Annotated in this window: 19 protein-coding genes; 14 read left to right on the forward strand and 5 right to left on the reverse strand. The window is 35.5% G+C overall.

All coding sequences use genetic code 11. From position 1 onward, the window contains the following. The first annotated feature begins 6 nt into the window (after nt 1–6). From HCX49_RS05775 to HCX49_RS05785, 3 genes are read left to right on the forward strand one after another with little or no spacing between them, the layout of a single operon-like run. The gene (locus HCX49_RS05775; protein WP_132767916.1) at nt 7–216 is read left to right on the forward strand and encodes a hypothetical protein; all 210 of its coding nucleotides are present in this window, start codon (nt 7–9) and stop codon (nt 214–216) included. Beyond that, nucleotides 144–362, forward strand: coding sequence for a heavy metal-binding domain-containing protein (locus tag HCX49_RS25790; protein WP_168127041.1), 219 nt, complete (start codon nt 144–146; stop codon nt 360–362). Before HCX49_RS05775 ends, HCX49_RS25790 begins: the two co-directional genes overlap by 73 nt. Further along, nucleotides 286–630 (forward strand): hypothetical protein, encoded by a 345-nt coding sequence (locus HCX49_RS05785; protein ID WP_168126469.1) that lies wholly within the window; start codon nt 286–288, stop codon nt 628–630. Before HCX49_RS25790 ends, HCX49_RS05785 begins: the two co-directional genes overlap by 77 nt. An 80-nt stretch (nt 631–710) precedes the next feature. On the opposite strand, the gene HCX49_RS05790 is transcribed toward HCX49_RS05785, so the two are convergent. Continuing rightward, nucleotides 711–1,169, reverse strand: coding sequence for a DinB family protein (locus tag HCX49_RS05790; protein ID WP_021191454.1), 459 nt, complete (start codon nt 1,167–1,169; stop codon nt 711–713). A gap of 477 nt (nt 1,170–1,646) precedes the next feature. Then, nucleotides 1,647–3,110, reverse strand: a complete 1,464-nt coding sequence (locus HCX49_RS05795; RefSeq protein WP_168126470.1) for an FAD-binding oxidoreductase — start codon at nt 3,108–3,110, stop codon at nt 1,647–1,649. Nucleotides 3,111–3,526: 416 nt separating this feature from the next. Here HCX49_RS05795 and dinB point away from each other — a divergent pair, with 416 nt between their 5' ends. Both dinB and HCX49_RS05805 read left to right on the forward strand, forming a co-directional pair. Then, the gene (dinB, locus tag HCX49_RS05800) at nt 3,527–4,705 is read left to right on the forward strand and encodes a DNA polymerase IV (protein ID WP_037526430.1); all 1,179 of its coding nucleotides are present in this window, start codon (nt 3,527–3,529) and stop codon (nt 4,703–4,705) included. Continuing rightward, complete coding sequence (locus HCX49_RS05805) at nt 4,695–7,631, forward strand: DNA polymerase III subunit alpha (protein WP_168126471.1); 2,937 nt, start codon at nt 4,695–4,697, stop codon at nt 7,629–7,631. The genes dinB and HCX49_RS05805 overlap by 11 nt, the downstream gene beginning before the upstream one ends. A gap of 160 nt (nt 7,632–7,791) precedes the next feature. Here the strand turns inward: HCX49_RS05805 and HCX49_RS05810 are convergent, their stop codons facing one another. Next, a complete protein-coding gene (locus HCX49_RS05810) occupies nt 7,792–8,736 on the reverse strand; it encodes a nucleotidyl transferase AbiEii/AbiGii toxin family protein (RefSeq protein ID WP_168126472.1) in 945 nt (314 codons plus the stop codon). 4 nt (nt 8,737–8,740) lie between these two features. Continuing rightward, on the reverse strand, nt 8,741–9,310 hold the full coding sequence (locus HCX49_RS05815; RefSeq protein ID WP_132767928.1) for a DUF6088 family protein: 570 nt from the start codon (nt 9,308–9,310) through the stop codon (nt 8,741–8,743). A gap of 707 nt (nt 9,311–10,017) precedes the next feature. Between HCX49_RS05815 and HCX49_RS05820 the strand changes: the two genes are divergently transcribed. The 4 genes from HCX49_RS05820 (at nt 10,018) to HCX49_RS05835 (ending at nt 12,902) form a co-directional block, all read left to right on the forward strand. After that, a complete protein-coding gene (locus HCX49_RS05820; RefSeq protein ID WP_168126473.1) occupies nt 10,018–10,491 on the forward strand; it encodes a hypothetical protein in 474 nt (157 codons plus the stop codon). 69 nt (nt 10,492–10,560) lie between these two features. Then, complete coding sequence (locus tag HCX49_RS05825) at nt 10,561–11,361, forward strand: SOS response-associated peptidase (protein WP_168126474.1); 801 nt, start codon at nt 10,561–10,563, stop codon at nt 11,359–11,361. Nucleotides 11,362–11,379: 18 nt separating this feature from the next. Then, a complete protein-coding gene (locus HCX49_RS05830; RefSeq protein WP_168126475.1) occupies nt 11,380–12,105 on the forward strand; it encodes a hypothetical protein in 726 nt (241 codons plus the stop codon). A gap of 389 nt (nt 12,106–12,494) precedes the next feature. Then, complete coding sequence (locus HCX49_RS05835) at nt 12,495–12,902, forward strand: Mov34/MPN/PAD-1 family protein (protein WP_168126476.1); 408 nt, start codon at nt 12,495–12,497, stop codon at nt 12,900–12,902. Between the two features lie 215 nt (nt 12,903–13,117). Here HCX49_RS05835 and HCX49_RS05840 read toward each other — a convergent pair whose 3' ends face one another. Next, complete coding sequence (locus HCX49_RS05840) at nt 13,118–14,131, reverse strand: phosphotransferase (RefSeq protein ID WP_021190536.1); 1,014 nt, start codon at nt 14,129–14,131, stop codon at nt 13,118–13,120. A gap of 494 nt (nt 14,132–14,625) precedes the next feature. Between HCX49_RS05840 and HCX49_RS05845 the strand changes: the two genes are divergently transcribed. From HCX49_RS05845 to HCX49_RS05865, 5 genes are all read left to right on the forward strand, one after another. Next, on the forward strand, nt 14,626–18,471 hold the full coding sequence (locus HCX49_RS05845) for an ATP-binding protein (RefSeq protein WP_168126477.1): 3,846 nt from the start codon (nt 14,626–14,628) through the stop codon (nt 18,469–18,471). Further along, nucleotides 18,465–19,295: a hypothetical protein gene (locus tag HCX49_RS05850; protein ID WP_168126478.1), complete on the forward strand. Its 831-nt coding sequence runs from the start codon at nt 18,465–18,467 to the stop codon at nt 19,293–19,295. Before HCX49_RS05845 ends, HCX49_RS05850 begins: the two co-directional genes overlap by 7 nt. Before the next feature lie 146 nt (nt 19,296–19,441). Further along, nucleotides 19,442–22,123 (forward strand): N-6 DNA methylase, encoded by a 2,682-nt coding sequence (locus HCX49_RS05855; protein ID WP_168126479.1) that lies wholly within the window; start codon nt 19,442–19,444, stop codon nt 22,121–22,123. Beyond that, entirely contained in the window at nt 22,120–23,004 is an 885-nt protein-coding gene (locus HCX49_RS05860) for a hypothetical protein (protein ID WP_168126480.1), read from the forward strand. The genes HCX49_RS05855 and HCX49_RS05860 overlap by 4 nt, the downstream gene beginning before the upstream one ends. A gap of 341 nt (nt 23,005–23,345) precedes the next feature. Beyond that, nucleotides 23,346–24,746 carry a T9SS type A sorting domain-containing protein gene (locus HCX49_RS05865; protein WP_168126481.1) on the forward strand — a complete coding sequence of 467 codons (1,401 nt, stop codon included), beginning with the start codon at nt 23,346–23,348 and terminating at the stop codon, nt 24,744–24,746. The last annotated feature ends 13 nt before the right edge of the window (nt 24,747–24,759 follow it).

Here is a 24,759-nt window from a genome sequence, read left to right on the forward strand (position 1 = left end):
TCAAGAATGGCTTTATGTGTTTTATACCTTCCTTACGGCTTCCCGTATTTTTTGATCAAACCGATCCCCACAGAAAATCCCATATCAACAACAGCTGTTATTGGAGCCAATGCTTTGGGTGCGATCCAGAGTGAGCTTCGCAGATCGTTTGTGGATTCTTCGGGGGGAGCTTCCGCAATTATGAAAACAAACTACAAGAGCTATATAAGAGCTTAGTGGAGTCTTTAAAGCAATATGCATGTAGCTACCGGGCAGATGCCGTTATAGGCTTCAGCGTCAATATTGATGAACTCTCGGGCAAAGGAATCCCAATCGCTTATGATCACCGCTATCGGTACACCTGTATTGCTCAACGAAATTAAACATATACAAGTAGAATCAGTAGGTGGAGATATCGATGGATCTGTTATTAAGAACAAAGTCAAAGCAAGCTTGATCAGGGAATGCAATACCGGTATCTATAACATGGAAAATGCTACAGCCGAGTTTATAGCCACATCCCGATTGACCGAATTTTTACCCTTGCTATTCAAAGGGAAGAATGAAACAGGGGAGGATCAGGTATTTTTCGGTCAACTTCGATCTTTTCATCTGTTTTCCTCCTATTTAGAATTAGTAATTCATCTCTGAATTCTATACTTTTAAAATGTCCTATTTTTTGGAGGAGGTCAGAGGTCAATCTTTTTGAGGGTAAAACGATAGGGAATATGCTAATGTTGCTTTCGGACAAAGACAATATAATCTGTGCTGACCGGCTCAAGACCATTCTTTCTCATCTCTGTTGCTATTTGAGCTCTATGATAGGTTCCGTGATTAAAGGTATGTAGCAATATCTCTTCAATGGAGTTTACAAATTTATCATTTTTAGTGTTTTTATATTGAATGCTATGTTTGTCATAATCGTTGTGTTTTTTGATCTTTTCATCTAAGCCAGCGGAAGCTAAATTATGGTATTGTTCGCATTCCATAATACTATGTTCATCCCAAACGCCTAGGTATGGTTTTTCACCATTTAATCTACTTAACCAGATTATTTGTGCATTAACAATATGACTCATTAGTCGTAAACAGGAGGGAGGAATTATACTTCCTTGAGATTTTATTGTACTGATGACTGATTTATTGGCCCAGTCATTATATAACCATAAATGTTCAATCGGATTTGACATTGTAAATAAATTACTTTGATTTAAATATACGCAATAATTTCTCTAAGAATTCATTTTGTGAGCGGACATCTTATTTACTTTGGGGAGTGACTACTTTAAAAAAGATGGATAGCTTATCATTTTATTATAAATGTGTTATCAAGCCAAGTGGAGTAGGTGTCGCGATGATCATTTTCTTAATAGTCTTCCGATTACGACACCTGATATGATTGTGGGAATAAAGCCAATATATTAGCGACTCATTATTTTAATATTTATTGATATTTTATTTGGACATCTGCTCATATCTTTTGCTAATAAACGATACTTAAAAAATACGACAATAAAAGACATGAGAAAATAACTGACTATTTGAATGCTACTTTATGAGCATGAGTTGAAAGAGCCTCTGAATCCGAAAACTAGCAACTTTAAATTCAAAGCGAGACAACAGGTTTTCTAATTCCGAACCTCTTAAAACTGCTACTGCATGCTGTTCTATTTGTAATGCTCGTAAAACTTATTGTTAAATAATTCAGTTGGATCGTATTTTAATTTAAGTTGAAAAAAACGGTCAGCGTTAGGATAAGATTTTCTCATTTTGTCCTTGTCAATATGTAAACGATAAGGCAAGTAATAAGTACCATTGTTTTTCAAGGCAATATCCACAAGTAAGTTTGTCAATTTTTTCATTTCTGCCTCTTGTTTATTTGTTTTCTTTTGATTGAACAAGATTACAAAACCAAATACATTTTCTCTAGCATAGTTTAAATAACTGTCATTGTCTTGATGAACGCCGCGAATAGTTATGTTGAGTAAATCTATTTTTGAGTTTTTTAGAATAGGTTTCATATCCCTAATGAATTGATTAAAATTTCTCTCCGGAATAAAATACTCTTGGAGTAAGTCGGTTGAAGAACTGTCTTTGTTTTCAATTAGTGAAACATGGTCGTTTAAAAGTTCGTTTCTTGAATAAATTTCATTTTTGGAAACTTTATTCATTCCTGTTTCCAAATCCCAGCGAAGTCGTTTTCCATATTCGCTGTTTACACTACCCCTAAATACCAATCTTTGCGTTTCCTTACTTTTTCCGTTTTGTAAAACAGGTATTTCCACGTCAGCCTTTTCAAAAAAGTTTAATGTTGCTTCTTCTAAAAAATGTTTGTCAGAAATACGTAGTCTGCCAAAAACTAGATTTACATTTGGATTTTCCGAAATGTATTTTTTGTAATAGGTTAAATAATTCTCGGGACTTAAACGAATGTATTTGTATTGTAAAGCTTCATTTTCTACCACTTTTAACTTTACGTCTAAAACAATTCCAAACAAACCGTATCCTCCGATTACCAACTTAAAAAGTTCCGGGTTTTCCTGTCTACTACAATTGATAATCTCCCCGTTTTCTTTCATTAAAGTAAATGAGACTACACTTGCAGCAATTGGCGGTAAGTCTTTTTGCCAGCCATGCCCGTTTACACTTATTGAACCACCAATAGAAAACGAACTGAATGCTTGCATTATAGCAATTGATTTATCGTATTTATTTAAATATTCTAAAGCATTTTCCCACAAAGAACCAGCACCGATTGTCAAAATATTATTTATTGTGTCAAGCTCCATTTGATTGTAGGGGAGCATATTTAGCATAATTCCATTCGGATACATGGTATGGCCTCCCATACTATGTTTAGCACCAGCAATTGATATTTTTAGATTATTTTCTTTTGCATATTTCAAAACATCTTTCAGTTGAATTTCAATTTCTCTTTTGTCATTCGGAACTTGAATAATGGTATCAACTTTGGTTAAGTTCAGTTGACTCGCATCATTTGTAAACCCTTTTGGGATTTGAATAATAAGGTCCTTTTCATTCCATTTTGTTTTTAAAATATGAAAAATTGGAATAGATAAAAATATGAATATTGTCAAAAGCCCGATTGTCCAAAGATGTTTTTTCTTCATTTGTTGGTTTAATTATAAAGTGTTAGTCCAATATAAAACACTTTTCCTTTCCGTTTATTTACAGATTTAGCTTACGAAAAGGTAATTGTCTATAGCATCATAGAGCAAAAGGACACTTAATGGATTAAAAGTATGAAAATTAAAATGATTCTACTTCATTGAAGCGTCACTGCCACCAGTTCTTAAATAAGACCAGCTTATACAGTTTTATCGTCAGTCACTACATCCTCAATCTTTCCATTTAAAGATCATTTCTTATATCGTGTTTGACTAAATATTTTAGTCTTGTAATTCAGCTGTTTATCAAAATGTGTAAATTTCACACTTATTTTAGCTAAATATGTTAGTATATTTGATCGAGTATTTATACCTTTAAAGTATAAACAACAGATGGGATAGAGATGATTTTTTAGGAAATGGAACGGAATATAGTGCATTGTGATCTTGACACATTTTTTGTGTCCGTAGAGCGTTTGCTCAACGTAGGGTTGGTGGGTAAACCAGTGCTTATCGGTGGGACTTCCGATCGGGGTGTGGTGGCATCATGCTCGTACGAAGCTCGGAAGTATGGCGTACACAGTGCCATGCCCATGCGGCTGGCCTTGCGTATGTGTCCCGAAGCCATCATTGTCAGGGGCGATCATGACCTGTACAGTCATTATTCCTCTATGGTCACCGAGATTATCGAAGAGGTGACACCTGTGGTTGAAAAAGCCAGTATCGATGAGCATTATCTCGACGTGACCGGTATGGACCGCTTCTTTGGTTGCTGGCAGTGGACGCAGGAATTGCGGCAGCGCATTATAAAAGAAACAGGATTACCCATCAGCTTTGGACTGTCCGTCAATAAAACCGTCAGCAAGATCGCTACGGGTCAGGCCAAACCGTCCGGTGAACTGTTTGTCAACAGTGGTACCGAAAAAGGATTTTTGGCACCACTTTCCATACGGAAAATTCCGATGGTAGGCGAGAAGTCCTACACCTTACTCCGCAATATGGGTATCAGCAAGATCGGCACTCTGCAGCAGATGGAAGCCTTCACCATGAAACATGTGATGGGGGAGAATGGAGTCACCATCTGGCGAAAAGCAAACGGTCTCGACGACTCCCTTGTACTGCCATTTCGGGAGCAGAAATCCATGAGCAAAGAAACAACCTTTCAGCAGGATACCATTGATATGGATCTGCTGCGCCGAACACTGATCGGTATGGTCGATACCCTTGCATTTGAGCTTCGCAAAGATCAGAAACTCACCAGTAGTATCACCCTCAAAATCCGTTACAGCAATTTCGATACCCATACCCAGCAGGTCAAAGTAGCCTTCACCAACTCGGATAAGCTTATTACCGAAAAAGTAATGGCACTATTTAAAAAGCTGTACAGCCGGCGCATGCTTATCCGCCTCATCGGAATCAAGTTTTCCAATCTCATCTATGGCGCCTATCAGACCGATCTGTTCAATGACAGCAGTGAAGAAGTCAATCTCTTGCAGGCCATGGACAAGATTCGCATGCGTTACGGTAGCCAGTACCTGATGAAAGGCATCTGCGCTCCAGAACCACCATCAAGGAAAGGAGGTGACCATGCTCCTTAATCTGCACAGCTATTACAGCTTACGCCATGGTACGCTCAGTCTCGACGAACTACTGGAAGGCATGCTCGCCAATGGCTACGATACTGCCGTGCTCACCGATATCAACAACAGTACCGGTTCCATAGACTTTATCCGAAAAGGCCAGCAGGCAGGTCTCAACATATTGGCCGGCATGGAATTCCGTCAGGACGACACCTGCTGTTTTATCGCCATTGCACAAAATGAACGGGGCTTTAGCGAGATCAATGCCTACCGTACACAGCTCAATTTCGAGAACGCAAAAGTTCCATTGCAGGCTCCAGAGTTCAAGGAAGTATTTGTCATTTACCCGTTAGAGCGCATGGGCAGTTTTGCGCTGAAAGACTACGAATACATCGGTATCCGTCCGCTGGAGCGGAGCAAGGCCATCCTGATGGATAAGCAGTTGCTTTCCAAAGCCGTTATACTTGCCCCGGTGACATTCCGCACGGCAGAACATACCTTTCATCGTCAGCTCAGAGCTATTGATCACAATCTGCTCATCTCACAGCTCTCGGACGAACAAGTAGCACCTGTCGATGAAGTCTTTGTACCCAAAGCACGGCTGATGAAAATCTATGCCGATCTGCCACAGCTCTTGAACAACACCCATCGGCTGTTGGCACAATGCCGCTTTCAGATGGATTTCCAGAGCGTGAAGAACAAGGCCACTTTTACCGGAAATCGCTACAATGATAAACAGCTGCTCCTCAAATATACCGGAGATGGATTCGAACACCGCTATGCCAAGAACGACCCCGTAGCCCGGGAACGTATAGCACGCGAACTCGAGATCATCGAACAGCTCAATTTTTCCAGTTACTTTCTCATCACCGATGATATCTGCCGTTATGCCCGTCATCGCGATTACCATTACGTAGGTCGCGGTTCCGGAGCCAATTCCGCAGTTGCTTACTGTTTGGGTATTACTGATGTCGATCCCATTGCCCTCAAACTACCTTTCGAACGCTTCCTCAATCCCAAGCGTAAAAGTCCGCCCGACTTTGATGTTGACTTTAGTTGGCGGGACCGAGACGATATGTACGACTATATTTTCAACCGCTATCAGCACGGCTATACTGCCCTGATGGGAGCCATGAGCACCTTTCGGTCGCGGAGCATCCTGCGTGAGCTCGGCAAAGTCTATGGTCTTCCCAAATCCGAAATTGACCGTCTAGTGCACGAACCCGAGCATATGCTCAATAAAAATGAAGTGACCAATACCATCTTGAGCGTCTACAACCGTATGGCCGATTTTCCCAATCAGCGGACCATCCACGCCTCTGGAGTGCTTATTTCCGAACAGCCATTGGTCAGCTATTGCGCGCTCGATTATCCGCCGAAAGGACTGCCGACCATGCAGTTTGATATGTATGTCGCCGAAGAAATCGGATTTGAAAAATTCGATATCCTATCCCAACGCGGTATCGGTCATATTAAAGACTGCCGGGAGATCGTGCATGCCAATCAGGGCATCACGATTGATACCCGTCAGCCTAAACGTTTTTTCGAAGACCCCCATATCGCCCAGCAGCTGCGCTCGGCCAATACCATTGGCTGTTTCTATATCGAGAGCCCCGCTATGCGGCAGCTGCTCACCAAACTGCATTGCGACGATTACCTTACGCTCGTTGCCGCATCCTCGATTATTCGACCCGGTGTATCGAGCAGCGGGATGATGGCCGCCTTTATCCAGCGGCACCATGACCCCAGTCAGGTGGTATATCCGCATCCCGTATTCAAAGAGCAGCTGGAAGAAACCTATGGCGTGATGGTCTACCAAGAAGACGTGATGAAGATCGCCAATGCCTACGGTGGGCTGGATATGGCCGATGCCGATGTCCTCCGTCGCATGATGTCCGGTAAATACCGGAGTAAAGATCACCTCATCGAGATCGAGGGGAAGTACTTTGACAACTGCAGAGCCAAGGGTTATGACGAAAAAGTGAGTCGGGAGATCTGGCGTCAGATGGAGAGTTTCGCAGGATACTCGTTCAATAAAGCCCATTCCGCCTCCTTTGCTGTCGAGAGCTATCAGAGTCTCTACCTCAAGACCTACTTTCCACTCGAATTTATGGTCAGCGTGCTCAACAATTATGGCGGTTTCTATAACCGCAAAGTCTATGTCAACGAAGCCCGTGTTGCAGGCGCTACCATCTGTCTGCCCTGTATCAACCGGTCGGAATATCAGACCAGTATCCATGGTCGCGATATCTATCTCGGTTTTGACTGCATGCAGCACGTAGAATCCAAACAAGTTGAACGGTTAATAGAAGAGCGGACGCGTAATGGGCTGTACCAGAACCTTGAGCAGTTTATCAGACGAACAGGTACTGGGCTCGAGCAGTTGATCATTCTTATCCGTATCGGTGCATTTCGCAGTTTTGGTAGCAGTAAGAAAGAACTCCTTTGGGAAGCACATCTTTTGCTGAACAAGCACACAAAAGCGAGTCCAAGTGCCGAACTGTTTGAATCCAATAGCCGTAAACCCGTTTTGCCACCTTTGGATAGCCATATCCTGGAGGACTATTATGATGAGATGGAACTTATTGGTTTTTGTGTCAGCGGTACCCTGTTTGATCTTGCCCGGAGTGATTTTCGAGGCGATGTGCAGAGTCGTGAACTGATGGATCATGTCGGTCGGACCGTTCGTATGGTAGGCGATTTTGTGGCCGAAAAGTTTGTGAAGACAAAGCGTGGTGAACTGATGAAATTCGGGACCTTCCTGGATATCGAAGGCAAGTTTTTCGACACCGTGCATTTTCCGCCCACGTTGGCACAATATCCTTTAAGAGGAGCCGGCATTTACCTCATCGAAGGGAAGGTCGTGCAGGAGTTTGGCTGTCCGTCACTGGAAGTGATCCGCTGTGCCAAGATGCCCCTTAAGCCAGATCCAAGGAGTATATAGCAGTTCAAACTATAAAACATATGGGAATGAGCAGCATATAATACTGGTGTCTTATTCGAAAGTTTGTTGGTAGATACGAAAGAGATATACAATTAAAATAAATTGCACCAGGGATAACCCTTTATTTTATCTCCATACGATTGTGATGGACAAATAAAAATTATAATTTTTCAAGGTGTATCTTTAATAAATCAAGTATAGTTTGTAAATCAATCTGTCCAGTGTAGTAAAGTGCATTGCTTTTAATATACAGTTGATTGAGATGTTCTTTTACTTTACTATCTTCTAATAAAAAAGCTTCATTTTGTGCAATTGGAATAGCAAAATCCAAATTAGGGAATCTACGCTTTTTATGAGCTAAATATTCGGGAGTTCCAATGAAATCTATTACTACTTGTTGATTAAGAAGTTGATAAACATCATAATATTGACGCATAAAATTCACTTGGTTGTCTCCTGAACTTTGCATATTCCTAAATTTTGTCGCTATTGTTTGCAGTTTTTCTACAAAAGTATAACACATATCATAACATGCAACTTGTAGCGCTCTATTATCTGTTAAATCAATCGATGCTTGTACCGCTTTCTCAAATGCCCATGATGATATATCTATAGGACTATTTGGGGCTACATTATCAAATCCTACTTCTAACAGAATACCCTGTTTTAATCCTGGCAATTCGTTAAAAAAGGAATTGTAAATTAACCTAATTCCTCCACTTCGGTAATATTGAGTATCATCAAAAACAGTATCCCTTTCAACGCCTATTATTCCATCTATTTTTATTTGATCGGCTAAGCTTTCATAGAAAGCTAATCTTTTTGCAACATTTTTTGGATTGGTATTTTTCGGATTTTCATTTATTCCCAAAGCAGCAGCGGGGTGGATATGTATGTCAATATCTTCTGAAAATCTATCAATTATTTTATAAGCTTTAGATAGGGAAGTACCGCCTTTTAATTCAAATTGAAAGCCTAGTATTTGAAGACCATATAAGCAGTGCATAATCCAATAATCCTTTTCGATCAGTATCGGATCAATTGCTCGTATTTCAGATTCTGCCAGGATAAGATCTTTGAAGTTCTTGTGCTGATGTAGATACATAGTTCTATACTAGTTCATTTATTATTTTTTTAGCTTTTATAGAGCCATATCTATCTGCATTCTTTTTAAGAAGCTCTTTATTAAATTGCTGTACCCTTGACTTTAGATTATGTAATAGGGTTTGCTCGTCTTCTTCCAAGCTTTTTAAATTGTTTAATAAATCAATAACTAAGTATTCGGATGAAAGCTGTTTTGGAAATTTGGACTTACGTCTAAACTGATAAACTTTATTTCCAAGTTTGACATCTTCATGCTTTTTATGATTATATATACTTTTACTATTATACAATTGTGTTGTTCCCAATCCTATTGAATTGTAATAATTGGGAGATGTTATTAAAAAATCATCACCTTTCAGATATTTCTTTATGACATCTTTCTCTTCGGGAACCGAATCTCCAAAAACTGTTTTTTTAGGAGCATAGTATAAGCCTTGAGCTAGTTTTTTAAGACTACCTTCTTGCACTAGGATAGCTAGATCACGATCTATTGATTTTGATGATTTTGCCAAATCCTCTCTACGATAGACTTGTCCTTTTCGTATTGATTTTTTTAAATTATCCAACTTATACATGAATCAAATGTATGAAATAAAATTCAAATTTCATGCAAAAATATTTATATTTTCATTTTTAAAATGTTTTTAAGTTGTTGTTTTCAAGTGTTCTATATTGTGGGTGATCCGCTGTGCCAAGATGCCCCTTAAGCCAGATCCACGGAGTATATAGCGGTAAATGCCGTGAAATTTCTATTGATATTCCTTATATTCGTATCAACAACACGATACCGTTATGCTATACATTCCATTTGAACAACTCACCCGTGGTACCTTTCAGGAATTTCTGAAACAGGGCTATCGTCAGTGTTTGTATTAATTAAACTTCACAGATAACTTTGTTATAATCAATTCCAAGAAATGGGAATATGATAGTTTTGTAAGCAATTCTTCAAACTTTATGAGGTCAGAATTAAACTGTTGATGCACAGATTTTTGATATGTATCGTTTTCAAAATTAATGTTTTGTAATTGGTCAGACACTGTCTGACTAATTAGATAACCTTTGTAGCAGATACGCTCCATTGGGATCTTTTTCAAAGTATTGTTGCCAGAAAGACTACATTGTTGCTCCAGTTCTAAAATCTTATTTAAACCTTATAAATTCAAAACCAGATACAATTGAGTCATCCATAAATGATATTAATCAAAAGTTTATATTGAAAAATCTGTACGCAGACTAAACCGTCATTTTCTTATATTCGTATCAAGAACGCAATACCGCTATGCTTTACAATCCATTCGAACAACTCACCCGTAGTACCTTTCAGGAATTTCTGGAACAGGGCTACCGTGATTTTGTACTGCAGCGGTTTGAGTGGCCCGATGTTCTCAAAGGAACAGGTTTTCTCCTTTCGCCATATTGGTCAGCCGAAGAAGCACATGCACATGCTGCAGAACTGGGGCCCAAAGAAGGGAAAGCCATACAGATACCGGCAGATGCCCATAGCATACAGCAGTTATTGGAAACCAATTCCGGTTATCGCATCTTCAACAACCGCTTTCGCGAAGAGAAGTGGGAAAAGCGCATGTTGCGCATGTACGAAAGCAAGATTGTTGGTTATCTCCGTAACCAGACCACCTTCAAGAGGAAAGATCCGATCGATATCCTCTTTACCCTCGAACATGGTCGCGTGTGGGCGATCATTACCGATGGTAAGACACAAAAGAAAGTCAGGGCTATTGAACTCATCAGTTAATCGCCGCAGGCAAAACAAATGAATACATCACCGTGTTTAACAAGAAACATACTATCAATATAAAGAACTATGTGCTGGGACATATCACTTCATACCGATCTTGAAATCGTCAAGAAAGCATTCCCTAAGTTACGGGACGAACGCAAACAGCTCGATTACGACTACCGTTATTTTGAAAACGTGCAGGCCATCACCTTTCCCGCATATCCCATCATCTACAAAGACAAAGAAGGCGAGGAGCTGGGGTTACTCGAAATGGAGTGGGGCGTATTGCCCACCTATATCAAAGACCCCAAAGAACAGGAAGACCGTCGTCGCAATATGATCAATGTACGGAGTGAACGGATTCTTGCCGATAGCAAGTCGTATTGGCATAGACTCAAAAACCAACGTTGTCTTATCCCTGTATCCGGTACCTTTGAGCATCGTACAGTACACGGATGGAAAAAGAAAGTACCCTATTTCATTGGAGAGAAAGGAAGGGAAATCTTCTATATCCCAGGTTTATACCAATGGCACGAGGTCGTCGATCAAGAGGGAGAGATCCATAAAATAGGAAGTTTCGGTATGCTTACCCGTGAAGCCAATACCGTTATGGGACAGATCCATAACGATGGACCGAACAAAAGACGTATGCCCTTATTCCTTACCCCTGAACTTGAACAGCAATGGCTATCCGCCAAAGATAAAGAAGCGCTGATACCTATTTTCAATTACGAAATCTCCGATCAGGAACTGGATTATTATCCCGTTTACACTTTAAGAGGATATCCCAACAGGCCAGATGGCAAGCATCGGTACGAACCCTATCAATGGTCAGATCTTCCGCCCTTAGGACAGGATGGACCCATGCAACAAAGTTTGTTTTAGTGATATGATTAAGATCTTATGAAGTTCGTCCCCCTGAGCAGAGTCATACTATTAGAATTAAAGCGTAACGGTTATAACATTTTAACATCTAAAAATACAGTTGACGACGAAAACCCAACATGGTATCCGTTAACTGTACCTGATGTTGATGATTATTTGTTACACCTAGATTGTAGTGGAAGCATTGTTCCTATGGAAGAGCAAGCACTATTAATTATCGACTATGCACTAGCCAATATAGAGGAGGGGCAGCTTTTAGGAGAAGTATTTCTAGAAATAGATCATTTAGGGGAATTGGAGGATAAAATCCAGTTTTACGGCAAGCAGTATAAGTTTATCTCCAATCCAGAATATTATGTTTTTTCATTCGATCCAAAGCGGGTCTTAATTCGCAATTATGCCTTGCGTACTGGCAATCATCTTTTGTATTTAGCTTATATTGGCGTAAATTATCCCACCCATGTCATCGATGAGATTCGAGATCTTGAAGATCTAACCCGTTCCCTGATCTATTTAGATCAAGAACAGGCAAGAGAATGGTTTAGAAAACATGATGTTACTATGGTACAATCAGATATTTCGGTATATGACAAGGATGCTATTTTAACCATTTTTTTACTTGGAACGGATCAACAAATAACGATTCCTTTAGAAGAAAAGGATGAGCTGGTTTATAACTTGATGGACATAGAAGAACTACTGCAACTCCGTGATCTATTCTGGATTGATCCAAGGATGGCATAAGTTTTAATGAGAGAATTTAATAAAATGAATTGCGCCTATATATACCAGCTCCGGATTTCTTAAAGTTCAATGTGGTAGAATCTTGAAATTTATATAAAATGAAATTCTGTACTTATATTTAGATATTCTGTAGAATGAAACTTCCGATGGTTATTTACTAAACGTCAATAGTAGAAATGGTTGTTAAACTTTAAAGATCTTACAGCTTCTTTTTGTTATGAGGAAAGGGAGGGAACCGAACCAATTGGCCCCCAACCATTTAAACACACTTTTTTTAGTACTTTTTTATTAGTGCCATGAATATGGATTTTTATCTTGAATCAAAATGTTCGTAATTGAAAAAATTTTCGACATACAAAATGATTTTATAGGACTTAATATTATAGATAGTGAATAAATTGTATTGTTCGGATGATAACTTATTTACGGTGAATATTACTGATGATTGCATTAATTACATCAAAGAACTGTCCTTTAATTCTCAAAATGAAACTGGAGGTATATTAATTGGTAATTATCAAAATGACTATTCTGTGGCATATATATCACTAATCACTGGACCTCCAAAAGATTCTAAAAAAGCACGGTTTACTTTTACCCGCGGTGTTTCCGGATTGAGTAAAATTCTTGATGAGAATTGGGGTGTTGGAAAATACTATTTGGGTGAATGGCATTTTCACCCGGGTACTTCTCCTGAACCAAGTCGGCAAGATGTAAATCAAATTCACCAAATTTCTCAAACAGGAAAATATGAATGCCCAGAACCAATTTTATTAATTATTGGGGGGACAAAATAGAAATTCGCAATTTCTATTTTCATATCAGTTAATGGAAAAAAACTGGTGAAACTATATGAATTTGACGAATAGCATATGCCGTTTATGCAAACTTAGGTGGTTTTAACCATTTTTTCGAAACCAGGAGGGATTTGAACTTAGGCTAGAATATTGCGTTAAATCTTTTAAATTAACACTTCAGTAAAATTGCCATTAATTTAGAATTTTTGTGGCAATTATAGTGTATATCCATTGCTAGCCACAGTTGTTTCTTTTGATTCATAATATTCTTTCCAGGTTTTTATCCTTCCAACAAACATTTTCAAATAGTTTTCTGTCAAAAAAATATTTGACCAATCAAATCTTTGTGCTTGAACGCCGAGATAAAAAGCAAAAATAGATGCCCCAGCATCTGGAATTAGTTTAATTTCTTTTTCCGCAATCTCTCTTACCTTTTGGTAGCCATTAAGAAAACTTTCAACTTTTGATTCATAGATTTCTTTATTTATCTCTATGTGAAATAGTTGGATAAAGAAATAACCAATGTCCAAAATCAAAAAGCCATTACCGCAATTGTCAAAGTCAAAAATGGTTATTTCTTCTTTATTATTGACAGTTACATTATCATACCAAATATCGAGATGAACTATTCCTTTTTGAAATTCAGATTGTTCAATTTCTTTAAATGTATTGGAGATTTCCAGTCCTATTTTTTTAAGATATTTCATCTCGCTCAAATCCTCAGCGAAATAGTGATTTAATAATTCGTATGATTTATTTAAAAGTAATTCTGAATTATAGTTAACTCTATTTATGTTTTTATTTGAAGTAATGTTGTGAAACCTTGCCATTAGACATCCCATTTCAAAACAAGTTTCATTATCCATAAATCTCATTTTTTCTCCTTTAGCATATGAGAATAGTACAATGTAGCGTTGCCCTTCAGGTGCATTAATTTCTTGTATCAAATTATTGTCTTTATCTGGAATAGGGAATGAAACAGAAACACTATTATCTTTCAACAGTTGAAGAAGCCACAATTCTTCTTGAATTTCAGTTTTGGTTCTCCAACCATGACAATAGACTCTTATTACATACTTATTTTTTTTGTCAGAAATAAAATAGGTATGATTTACACCTGTTCGGAATAATGTACACTGAAATCCTTCACTAAGATCGTATCTATCTTTAACAAATTCACCTAAGTTCTTCTCTGATAAGGTTGACGCTATAACTGGAAAAATGGACATTATATTTTGGGCGTATTTAATTATTTGTAATTATTTATTTAATTTTTAGCCCCGCCAATATACGTAAATATGAAAGTTATGACAATAAATATTACTAAATTTTAGTGCTTAATATCTAAGTAAATTATAAATGGTCGGGGGGAGGAGGGATTCGAACCACCTGCATTTCCAGCATATGAAAAGAATAATTCAAGTGTTTTTGAAACATTGCCACGAATTTGGATTTCTAATTTTTTATTGAATTCCACTAATTCGTTTACTTCTAAATTTTATCTTGGATCAAAGAGCAACCATCCGAAATGATTTTGTGTAAAGTTACAAATTATTACTTAATCGTTCAGGATACCAATTTGGAAATATAATATGAGGGAACTTAAATGCAAAAAAAGCAAAGGATCAATTAAGTAGTCTAACTTTTATTATGATTCTGTATTTGAATATCTGAAATTTACCTATATTTAGTTTGCAATATTTTAAATCTTTATAGCCTATAAATGAACAGTATCAATTGGTCAAATTTTAATCCTTCAGTTTTTACATTATTCTGTAATGCTCTGTTATCATTTGAGATCGGAAATAATTTTGTCCCGTTTTCTGCACCTGGAAGAGATGGGGGAATTGATGGTCAATATGAAGGTGAATATGGTGGAGAAACCGGAAAATGGCGTTTTCAATATAAATTTCATAAGGTAGCAAGAAAACAGGGATTTAATTCATTAAAAGCTGAGCTAAAAAATGAAATAAAGAGCTTAAAAGATGAAAACATTTTCGTACTAATTACCAATGTTGAATTACTGCCTCAAGAGTTAAAGGAACTAAAAGAACTGTTTACTTCTTGTACTTCGGAATTGCCTTACATTCCTAGCTTTAAAGTTTGGGATGGGGCAAAAATATTTTCTTTATATATTCAATATCCATTATTAGAACTTTGGCTTAACGAAGGCTTTAAAACTGCTCAATTACTGGAATATCGTGATTATTTTAGTAAGGAAATGAAGTTAAATGAGTTCGACCCAGGTACACTTACGAATATATTTGTTTCCCGAGAAAAGGATATTGAAAAACTTAAAACTTTTCTAAGTACTAATAATTCTTTATTTCTAATTTCTGGGGAAGCAGGAATAGGAAAAACAAGGCTAGTAGTAGAATTTTTCGAAAATCATGTAAGACAACTTGAAAATTGGAAAGCACTTGTTTTAGCAAGTAAGGATATCCAGGTTGACACATTAAATAAGGCACTGTCTTCTAATAAAAAAACAATAATATTAATTGATGATGCTCACACTTATACCTCTGAAACAATAGGTGATCTAAAGCGTTTAGCAGATGGTTTTGAAGGTAGTGTAAAATTGATCTTAACTTCTAGAAAGCTTCAGGCTTTCGAATCTTTGCAACTGATCAAAGATTATGATTTAGAAGATGAGATAAAAATTGAATTAGGAAACCTTGAACGACAAGAAGCTCAAAGGATATTTGAATCTTATCTTTTAAATACTAAATATCGTCATTATATTAATGAGTTAATTGAATTATCATATGGCAGACCTATTTTAATAGTTGCAATCTTAAAAGCAATCCAGGAAGGAATTTCGATTTCTAAAATCAGAGAAGGTGGTTTTTTGAAAAAGTACGTGGTTAAATACTTTGAAGAATTTTATAAAATAGTAAGTAGTCAAACAGAAATTAGTAAATTTAAACTAAAAAGGCTATTACAGAATATTGCCCTCATTGAGCCATTTAATTATACCAACAATGAAATTATTTCAGAGTTGTCTACAATCCATAAAATCGAAATTCCGGAGATCAATTTGTGCTTAAAAACGCTAATAGATTTTTCTTTTGTATCTGGAAGGTTTGAACAAAGTATAAAACCCGACTATTACAGTGATATCCTTTTATTAGACATTAATCAAGAGGATGCATCGGGGTATATTTCACAATTCAATACATTGTTGGACAATATCATTTTCAATTTGAGTAGTGTAGATGAGGCTGATAATAGTGATTCTCAAATTCTGGACGAAATTCTGAATAAATACGTCTCTTGGATACTCGTTGAGACGGATGCTGATGATCTAAATTACTATAGTCAAATAGCCTTAATTAATCGCATTTTTAATACAATAAGACGAATCGTTTTTGTTAGACCTGAAATTGCTAAGAAGTCGGTCGAAATGTATTTAGCATGTATGAATAAGGCCGATCATCCTATTGCCATTGAACTTCAAAAAATTAGGGATTCTGGTTTCTCTACAGGTTATACAAGTTTAGAAAAAATTGAGAGCATTCTCTATGATTTAAATGCTCTTCCTGAATATTACTCATTTGTGCTTAAGTCATCAATAAAGCTTCATGAATTAACGGGCGATAAGCAAATACCAACCATTTATAGTTTTTCCAAACGTGATGTAATTGATCGTTACTCGCTATCCGTACAAAATTATTTTATAGATAGGTTTATGGAGCTGGCTAAAAAGGATGACAGCAAAAGTTTTCCTTTTTTACTTGAGATCCTAAATAAGATGCTTAGTTTGGATTTTAATTCAACTGAAAACAGCAATAACTCTCCAAACGCTATTGTTTTTACAACATATTATCTTCCTGAAACAGCTAAAGTAAAAGATTTTCGATTAAAGGTACTTCAAACTTTAGTTGATGCTTATGAAGATGAAGATTTGAAGCACCATAAACAAGTAGTGTTGAAACAGATTTTAGATGTACCTAGGATTGTTTTTGCAACTGACCGTAATAAAAAACCATTCCGTCATGATGAAGAGATTGAAGCTGTTTTAAATTTTTTAGAACAACACACAATTAATTTTGGGATAGCGGCACAAAAGGAGATATTTGATAGACTATATTGGTTTGAAAGGTGGAAGATAGATGAAAAGTTTATTCCACAATTAGATCGAATAAAAAAAATAATGTTGCCAAAATCCTTAGCAGAAGAACTAGGGCATTTATTTGGAAATTCTGAAATTTCTTTAAAGGGTCATAATGAAATGTTAAGTGAATTTGAAAACAAGATATCTGAAATTTTAAAGGAAGATAATTTTGACGAGATTTCTTTAGCACTTTATGAGTTCTTATCAGAGCAGGAAAATCAGCCATATTTCTTTTATGATTTTCTGAAATTGTTGGTGAAAAAATCTACTAAACACGGTTTAAGTTTTCATGACTTATTATTTGAAAAAGATTACAATTTGTACTATCACTTTGGTGATAGTATTTTATCTGTAATATATTTTGAAAAGGATGAAAATACCGCATATTGGGAGAGGATTGATAAACTGGAAGTGCTCAATAAATCTGAAGCAGATAATTTTATACTTAGCATTTACGGAAGAAGAGTGCCTGGAAGTGCAGTACTTTCAGATAAAGACATTCAAACTATCTTAAGAATTTATAACAAAAAAGATCCGGATAATAACTTCAATCTGGCTAGTGGATTACAAAGTATAATTTCTTACAAATACCCAAACGCCTATACTATTGTTTCGGATTATTTGGACCGCGCCAATCAAAGAGATGCAGAAATGTTTTTCTTATGGTTAAGTGACAACAAGATGGCCTCATCTGAACTGGTAAAAGATCTTGTCATAGGTCATTCAGTTAGGTTTCGTCTATCTCATCAAATTGAAAGGGTTTTGACTAATGTTCTTAATGATTATGGTTCTGAAATTATTTTTGACTATTTAATTTCTAGGTACAATTTTAAGAAAAATTTTGTAGAGCAAAATAGAACTTTAATGGGATATGAATTTTTACCTAATGGTGATCATTCGAATCTTTTCAATAATCAGATTGATTTAAAAGAAAGAATGTTTTTTAAAGCATTAGAATGGTATCTCAAAGAAGATAATTCAAAAGGTCAATTGTATTACGGGAAAGATATATTTGAATACCTTCAACCTTCAAATTTAGTAACAGATAGTACTTACGAAACCTACAATTCACTTTTAGATATTTATTCAAATGACATTAATAAACTTCAACGAATTGCAGAGAGTCTTGATGTTTTCGAGGTTAAAAATTCGTTATTGGTAAAATTGATTTTAAAAGGGTATTCTCATTTAATTAACATTGATGAAGCCGAAGATAACCTAAAGTCTATAAAGCAAGCAGGTTATAGCTTTTATAGTGCACTAACATCACTTGGAGTAAAAACTGGTACTCCTGGTCAGCCATTTCAGGTTGATCTAGATTTAAGAGACTTGTTAGAATCAGAATTAAAACTTCTTCCTATGCATGTTGAAAGTCGGTCTTTAATTATTTCCGCCCTTAAGTCAATAAATAGTGAAATTGAAAGGTCATCAGATTTAGATAATGAAACATGGTAAAAACAACTATAAAAAATATTACACTATCAAATTTTAGAACCGAAATTTATGATCTGTTAAATGAGGTTTCACAAAAAATTGCTGCCAATGCAACACGTACTTTAAATTTTGATATGCATGACAATTATATAATTGATATTCAAGAAATTGAAAATAGATTGAATGGTATTGCCCTTAAATTTAGGAAATGTGAAATCAACTATTATCAGTATTTTGATGACCTTCATCATGATATTCTTACTGGTAACACTTGGGATCTACCAATAAGCAGGCAGAGAATTTTCAGTGATGGAACTGCGAAAACAAAACAGCTTTTTGAAGTCGATGACCAGATTTTATATCAGGAATTAATTAACGTGCAGTTTCAGGAGTTTATTTTGTTCATTGCTTCAGTAATTGAAAATTTAGTCTATTTGGCTGAAACATTGGTTCGTAAGGTGGTGGTGCATTTAAAAGGTAAACATCCACCAAGTATTATTATGCAAAATTATATTGCCACGCTCGCTTTACTAATTAAGCTGGATTATAGGACAAACGATTCAATTTCGCAATGCTTGGATAATCACAAAACTTTTTTTGAAAAGTATTTGCCTACCATAAATAGTTATAGAAATTCTTTTATCCATGGCTATAAAAGCAGGTTAACTGTAGTAGGATCTGAATATATGCTTGAAACACCCTCTGCGCCAATCTTCCCTAATACTTTGGATACACGGGTTGACGGTTTTACTCAGTCAGTATTAGAAAATATGAGTTTAATTATTCCTGATTTTCTAAAAGCCATTACTCTAACAGTAAAAACGGGAAATTTTGTTCCAGCATAAGAATTTTCTTAAATATGGTTTTCGATAACATTTTAAGAAAAATTACCAATAAGAATTATTATTATTATGCGAATCATGAATTAGTCCTTTTTTGGGTTAATCAATTTTCTACCTTTGTTAAAGAATAATATTAAGCATTAACTTTAATGGCAATGACAATAATCGAAGTTTTGGTTGAGATTTTAGAAAAAAGAGATGAGAAATTTATTTCTAGTTCTAAATTAGCGCAGTTAGTGAATGAAAGTGGATTATATAAATCTAATATTAATCGAGTTATAACTCATGATTATGTTTTGTATGTTGCTTTAAGAGAGCCTAATATTTTCAGGGTACAAAATGATAATGTTGCCTTATTGAAAAAATCAATTATCCAGCTTAGAAGTCAATTTTTCCATTTCGTAAATGATTCACCAATTAAAGCAGGGAAGGATATTAGAAGGATTTTGGGTATTACAGGCTTATTTATTTCCTCTCTAAAAAACATTCCTTATCAAGTAGATTATAATGCTTATTTAGAACTTTTTGAAAGTTTTACTTGGCTTGACGATACAAGTAAAAATTTTGCAAAGTATATTTTAGAAAGATTGAATAATGATAATATTTCTTATTTTATAGATTACATTCATCGATTACGAACAATATCAATTGATGATTACGAGGAGTTTGGATTTTTATTTAATTCAATAATAAACGAGTATTCTAATTCAAATACTACTTATTCTGGTGAGAATTCAACCCCTGAAATAATAAATAATTTACTCGCAGATTTAGCAAAACCTCATAATACACAAATAATTTTTGATCCCTTTGCTGGAAATGGTAGTACTTTAGTTTCAACTTTTTTAAAGAATAAATCACAAATTGATAAGGTTTTTGCTTCAGATATTGATGTACCATCATGCTTCATAGGAGCACTCAATTTATATGTAAATGGTGTTAGGAATTTTCATTATCACCAGAATGACTTTCTGAAATTTAATAGCATTTCATTTGCTGATTTAATAGTCACAGTTCCTCCGTTTGGTTTAAGAAATGAAGAAACGTTGCACAGTAATGTTAAACTACCATTTTCAAATTTAAGGTTAGATTCTTTCCTAACTAGTATTATCAAAGTACTCTTAAGTTTAAACAAAAATGGGTTAGCTTTTATCGTTGTCCCAAATAGTGTTCTTTTTTCTAGAAAAGCAGACTATGTTGAATTTAGACAATACTTGATTCAGGAAAATTTACTTTCTGGAGTTATTGAGCTTCCGGCAAATACTTTTAAAAAATATATTGGTATATCAGCGTCAGTCTTAATAATAAAGTCCATTTTAAATGATACTAAAATTGATAAAGTTTTTTTATTCAATGGCTCCAAATACACAACAGAGGAATTTGAGAAAATTTCTCCAGAAATTTCGAATGCGTATATTAGTAATGGGAATATTACGGATGGTGTTATTGTAAATTATGAAGATTTAATATCTCAATATTATGATTTGAGTCCAAAAGGGTTTATGTTATCACAGGAGTTCGATGATACCTACATTGAATTAGAGTCTTTAGCTAAATCAATTTTTATCAGCATTGTAATTTCTAGGAAACTTATAAATCCAACTTTTGGGTATCCATTAATCCAGGTTAATAATCTTGTAGCTGGATCAGGTTTAAATGAGATTGATGAAGATTCTATTGAATCCTATGTAGAAGAAGATCATTTAGCATCTAAGAAATATACATTTATTCCAAAAAATTCGGTGCTCATCTCTAAGGTTGGTAATCTATTGATGCCTACCATATTCCGCTCAGATAAAAATGTTCTTAGCAATCCAAATATTGTAGTTATAAGTTTAGATGAGAATTATCTTATCCCTGAATATTTAATTACCCAACTTCAAAGTGATTATGTAATTGAACAAATCAACCAAATGCGAAGAGGGGTAAGCGTGGTTCACTTCACAGCTCAGAATTTCAAGAAAATTAGAATTAAATACATTCCAATAGAAGAGCAGAGGAAATTTGTAACTAATTTCTTTGGTAAGCAAGTTCAAGAAATTACAGCACAAAAGATCCAGGAAAATCAAGATGATCTTTATAATTTAATTGCTAGTTTAAAACATGAGCTAAAGCAACCAATATCTACTATTGGTATGGATCTAACTTCGTTGAAAGATTATCTCATAGAAAAAGATGAATTGGGTACTTCCATATCTCTTAATGATATCATAATTAACTTAGAGCCGGGTGAGGAAATTGAAGATATTGAACCTTTTATTATTAGAAATGTAATTAGAAGAATGGAAGACTCCATAACAAGATCTCAAGAAACATTAAATAAAGCTGAAGAGATCTTAAATGTTGGGGCGGGTCAATTTCTTCCCGAAAAATTCTTTTTGAAAGAATTTATTTCAAATGTAATTCTCCCTCAGTTCGTAGGGTCGAATTGCACTATTAATATTTCTGGGATAGATCGTGAGATTATTGCAGACAAATATCAAATTGAAGTTTTATTTAAAAGATTAATAGAAAATGCTATTAAACATGGATTTGATCGTCCTTCAGTAAAGGGTGAAAATATAATTAATATATCCCTTACTGATAAACCGGCTTATAGTCTTTACAATGAGATTATTGTTGAAAACAATGGTCGTGAGTTTTCTCCGGGATTCGATGCTGCTAAATTTCAAAAATCAGGTCTTACCTCCGACAGATACCGTGGTACTGGATTTGGTGGTTTTCACATCAAAAAAATTATTCAAAACCATAAAGGGGAACTGCGGATTGCATCTAAAGATGACACTGAAAGTTCCCAGTTCAAAGTTAAATTTTTAATCAATTTGCCATGAGTAAAATATTAAATGAAGCAATAAATATTATTTTATATGATGATGATAAATCCTATGCGGAATCCTTAATGATTACCGCACGGAGACGTAGAGTACTAATAAAATGGGTTGATAATGTTCAGGATTTGTTTATTGAATTAGAAAATAAACCTAAAAAATATGTTTTCGTAATTCTTGACGCAAGAGCTTATTCTGAACCAGGTCAAAAGAAAGGAGAGGAAGATGAGATGAATTTAATTGACATATTTAGCCGATTTTCAAATCTTAAATCAGAAAAGAATATTATTATTCCTTTTTGTATTAATACTGGTTTTGCTGAACTAAAAACGAAAATTGCTAAATATAAAATTGAATGTCCAATTTTTGATAAAGGATCAGAAGAAGCATTATTAGATTATATCATCAAAGGTTTTAATAATAGCGATTTAGGAAAGCTATTATATGAATTTCCAGACATCTTTAAATTTTGTTCCCGTCACTTTGATGAATCAGATTTCGCTGTCATTTTTAAGTTATTTGATAAGGGGAAATTTCAAGCTACTGAAATAGCGGATAGAATTTCAACTCTAGCCTCATTAAGGCGAATCACAGAGCATTTAGGTGATAAAATTTATGATCTTTATTTAGGGAAACACGGACCAACTATAAGTTCTCCGGCATCTAGGGTAAAGGATATTTTTTACTATTTACATAATAATAAAGACATTCCTTCGCATCTGTACTTTTTTGTTCTGAATGTACATGGAGTTGGATCATCTTACGGTTCTCATACTCCTGAAAATGCCAGTAAAGAGTCTGATTACCCATCAATATTTTTCATTTCGGGGCTTGCTTTAGGATTAAATGATTTGTTTCGATGGGCAGCTGGTAAAATTAATTAGTTGATGTTGAAGTAATAAAAAGTAATTATTTGTTTTATCAGTTCTTTTCTAAACGGCTTTTTAGTAGTTATGTTGTATTTGATTGGTAGAGGCATATGATCATTGCAATTGATATATTATAGTTATTTTTTATCCACCAGTACATACCAGGTTGTAAATAAATCTGAATCGATAAAGGTATAATCTAATGATTATACCTTTATTTTTATTCTACTTCCTAATTTTGGATGATAGGATGGATGATACTCCACATAATTAAGCTTCTCTAAATCCTTGATACATTTATGATAGGTTGGGAGGCTTCCTATATGGGACTTATTCATAAATATTTTTCTTGAAGTTTGAATTGCCCCGTAGCCCCTTTCTCTTCGGCACAATACGGTAGTTACCTGGAAATTGGCAATGGAGGACGGGACGGCTTTATTGCAAAATTAAATGCTACAGGACAAAGGATCTGGGGTACCTACTTCGGAGGTCAGGATTATGAACGACTAAACACCATTGCAACAGATACTGCGAACGCCATCTACTTTGCAGGTGTAACCTATAGTACAGGCAATATTGCTTCTTCAAATGCACACCAAACAGCAATCGGAAGCATGATGGATGCATGTATCGGAAAAATAGATGCCGCAGGTGTGATCCAATGGAGCACATATTATGGGGGTGCTGATAATGATGCAATTACAGCCTTAAAATTCCTTAATGGTAAATTGTATGCTACGGGAACGACGGTCAGTCCCAATAATATAGCAACTCCAGATGCGATTGTTCCTGTATTCAATAATTCTAATTCAGAAGGTTTACTTTCTAAATTTGATCCAAACGGGGTCCTGACTTGGGCAACTTATCTCGGTGGTGATGTGACAGATGAAGTTCAAGGAATTGATTTCTTATCAGATGAAACTTTAATTATTGGAGGTAAAACTTCAAGTGTAACCGGCGCAAGTACAACAGGAGCGCACCAGACCATTTTTGGTGGAAGTGAAGATGGATGGCTGTTGAGGATCAATATGTGTGATATCCCACATAATCCGATAGCAATATTAGGAAATTCGGTAGTATGCGAAAATAGTGAACAACAATTTGTTGTACCGGCAGTAGTCGGAGCTGAAAGTTATTTATGGATATTACCTAATGGCTGGTCAGGGGCAAGTGTATCGGATACGATAAATGTTACAATAGGTGCAGACGCGGGGGAATTAAAAGTTATCGCTTTGAATTCTTGCGGAGCGAGTGACACTTTTTCAATGGCAGTTGCTGTTAATTCCGCACCTGATCCGGTTATTGACAGGAACGGAAATATCCTTAGTGTATCACAGACCTTTTCTTCTTACCAATGGCTATTAAACAATAATGCAATTTCGGGCGCTACCGACCCCACATATGTGATTTCACAAAATGGAAACTTTAGCTTAGAGGTTTCGGGTAGCAATCGATGCAAAGGCATATCGAACGAGGTCATTGTTACAGACCATACATCAATAAGCGACCTGTCAAAACTTGGTATAAAAATCTATCCTAATCCGTTCAACGATCGGCTATTCATGAATACAGAAATAGTAGTACAGTTGATAGTTTCTGATCTCTCAGGAAGGATTGTTTACAAGTTGGAAATTCCAAAAGGAAACAGTGAAATTGATTTGAGAAAATTGGCTACAGGAAATTACCTACTCAATATTTACGATGTCCTTAATAGTAAGCCAATTGGTACAGTTACCCTAGTGAAACTTTCAAAATAACCATTTTAAATTA

Source organism: Sphingobacterium sp. B16(2022), assembly GCF_012030425.1.
Taxonomy (GTDB): Bacteria; Bacteroidota; Bacteroidia; order Sphingobacteriales; family Sphingobacteriaceae; genus Sphingobacterium; species Sphingobacterium anhuiense.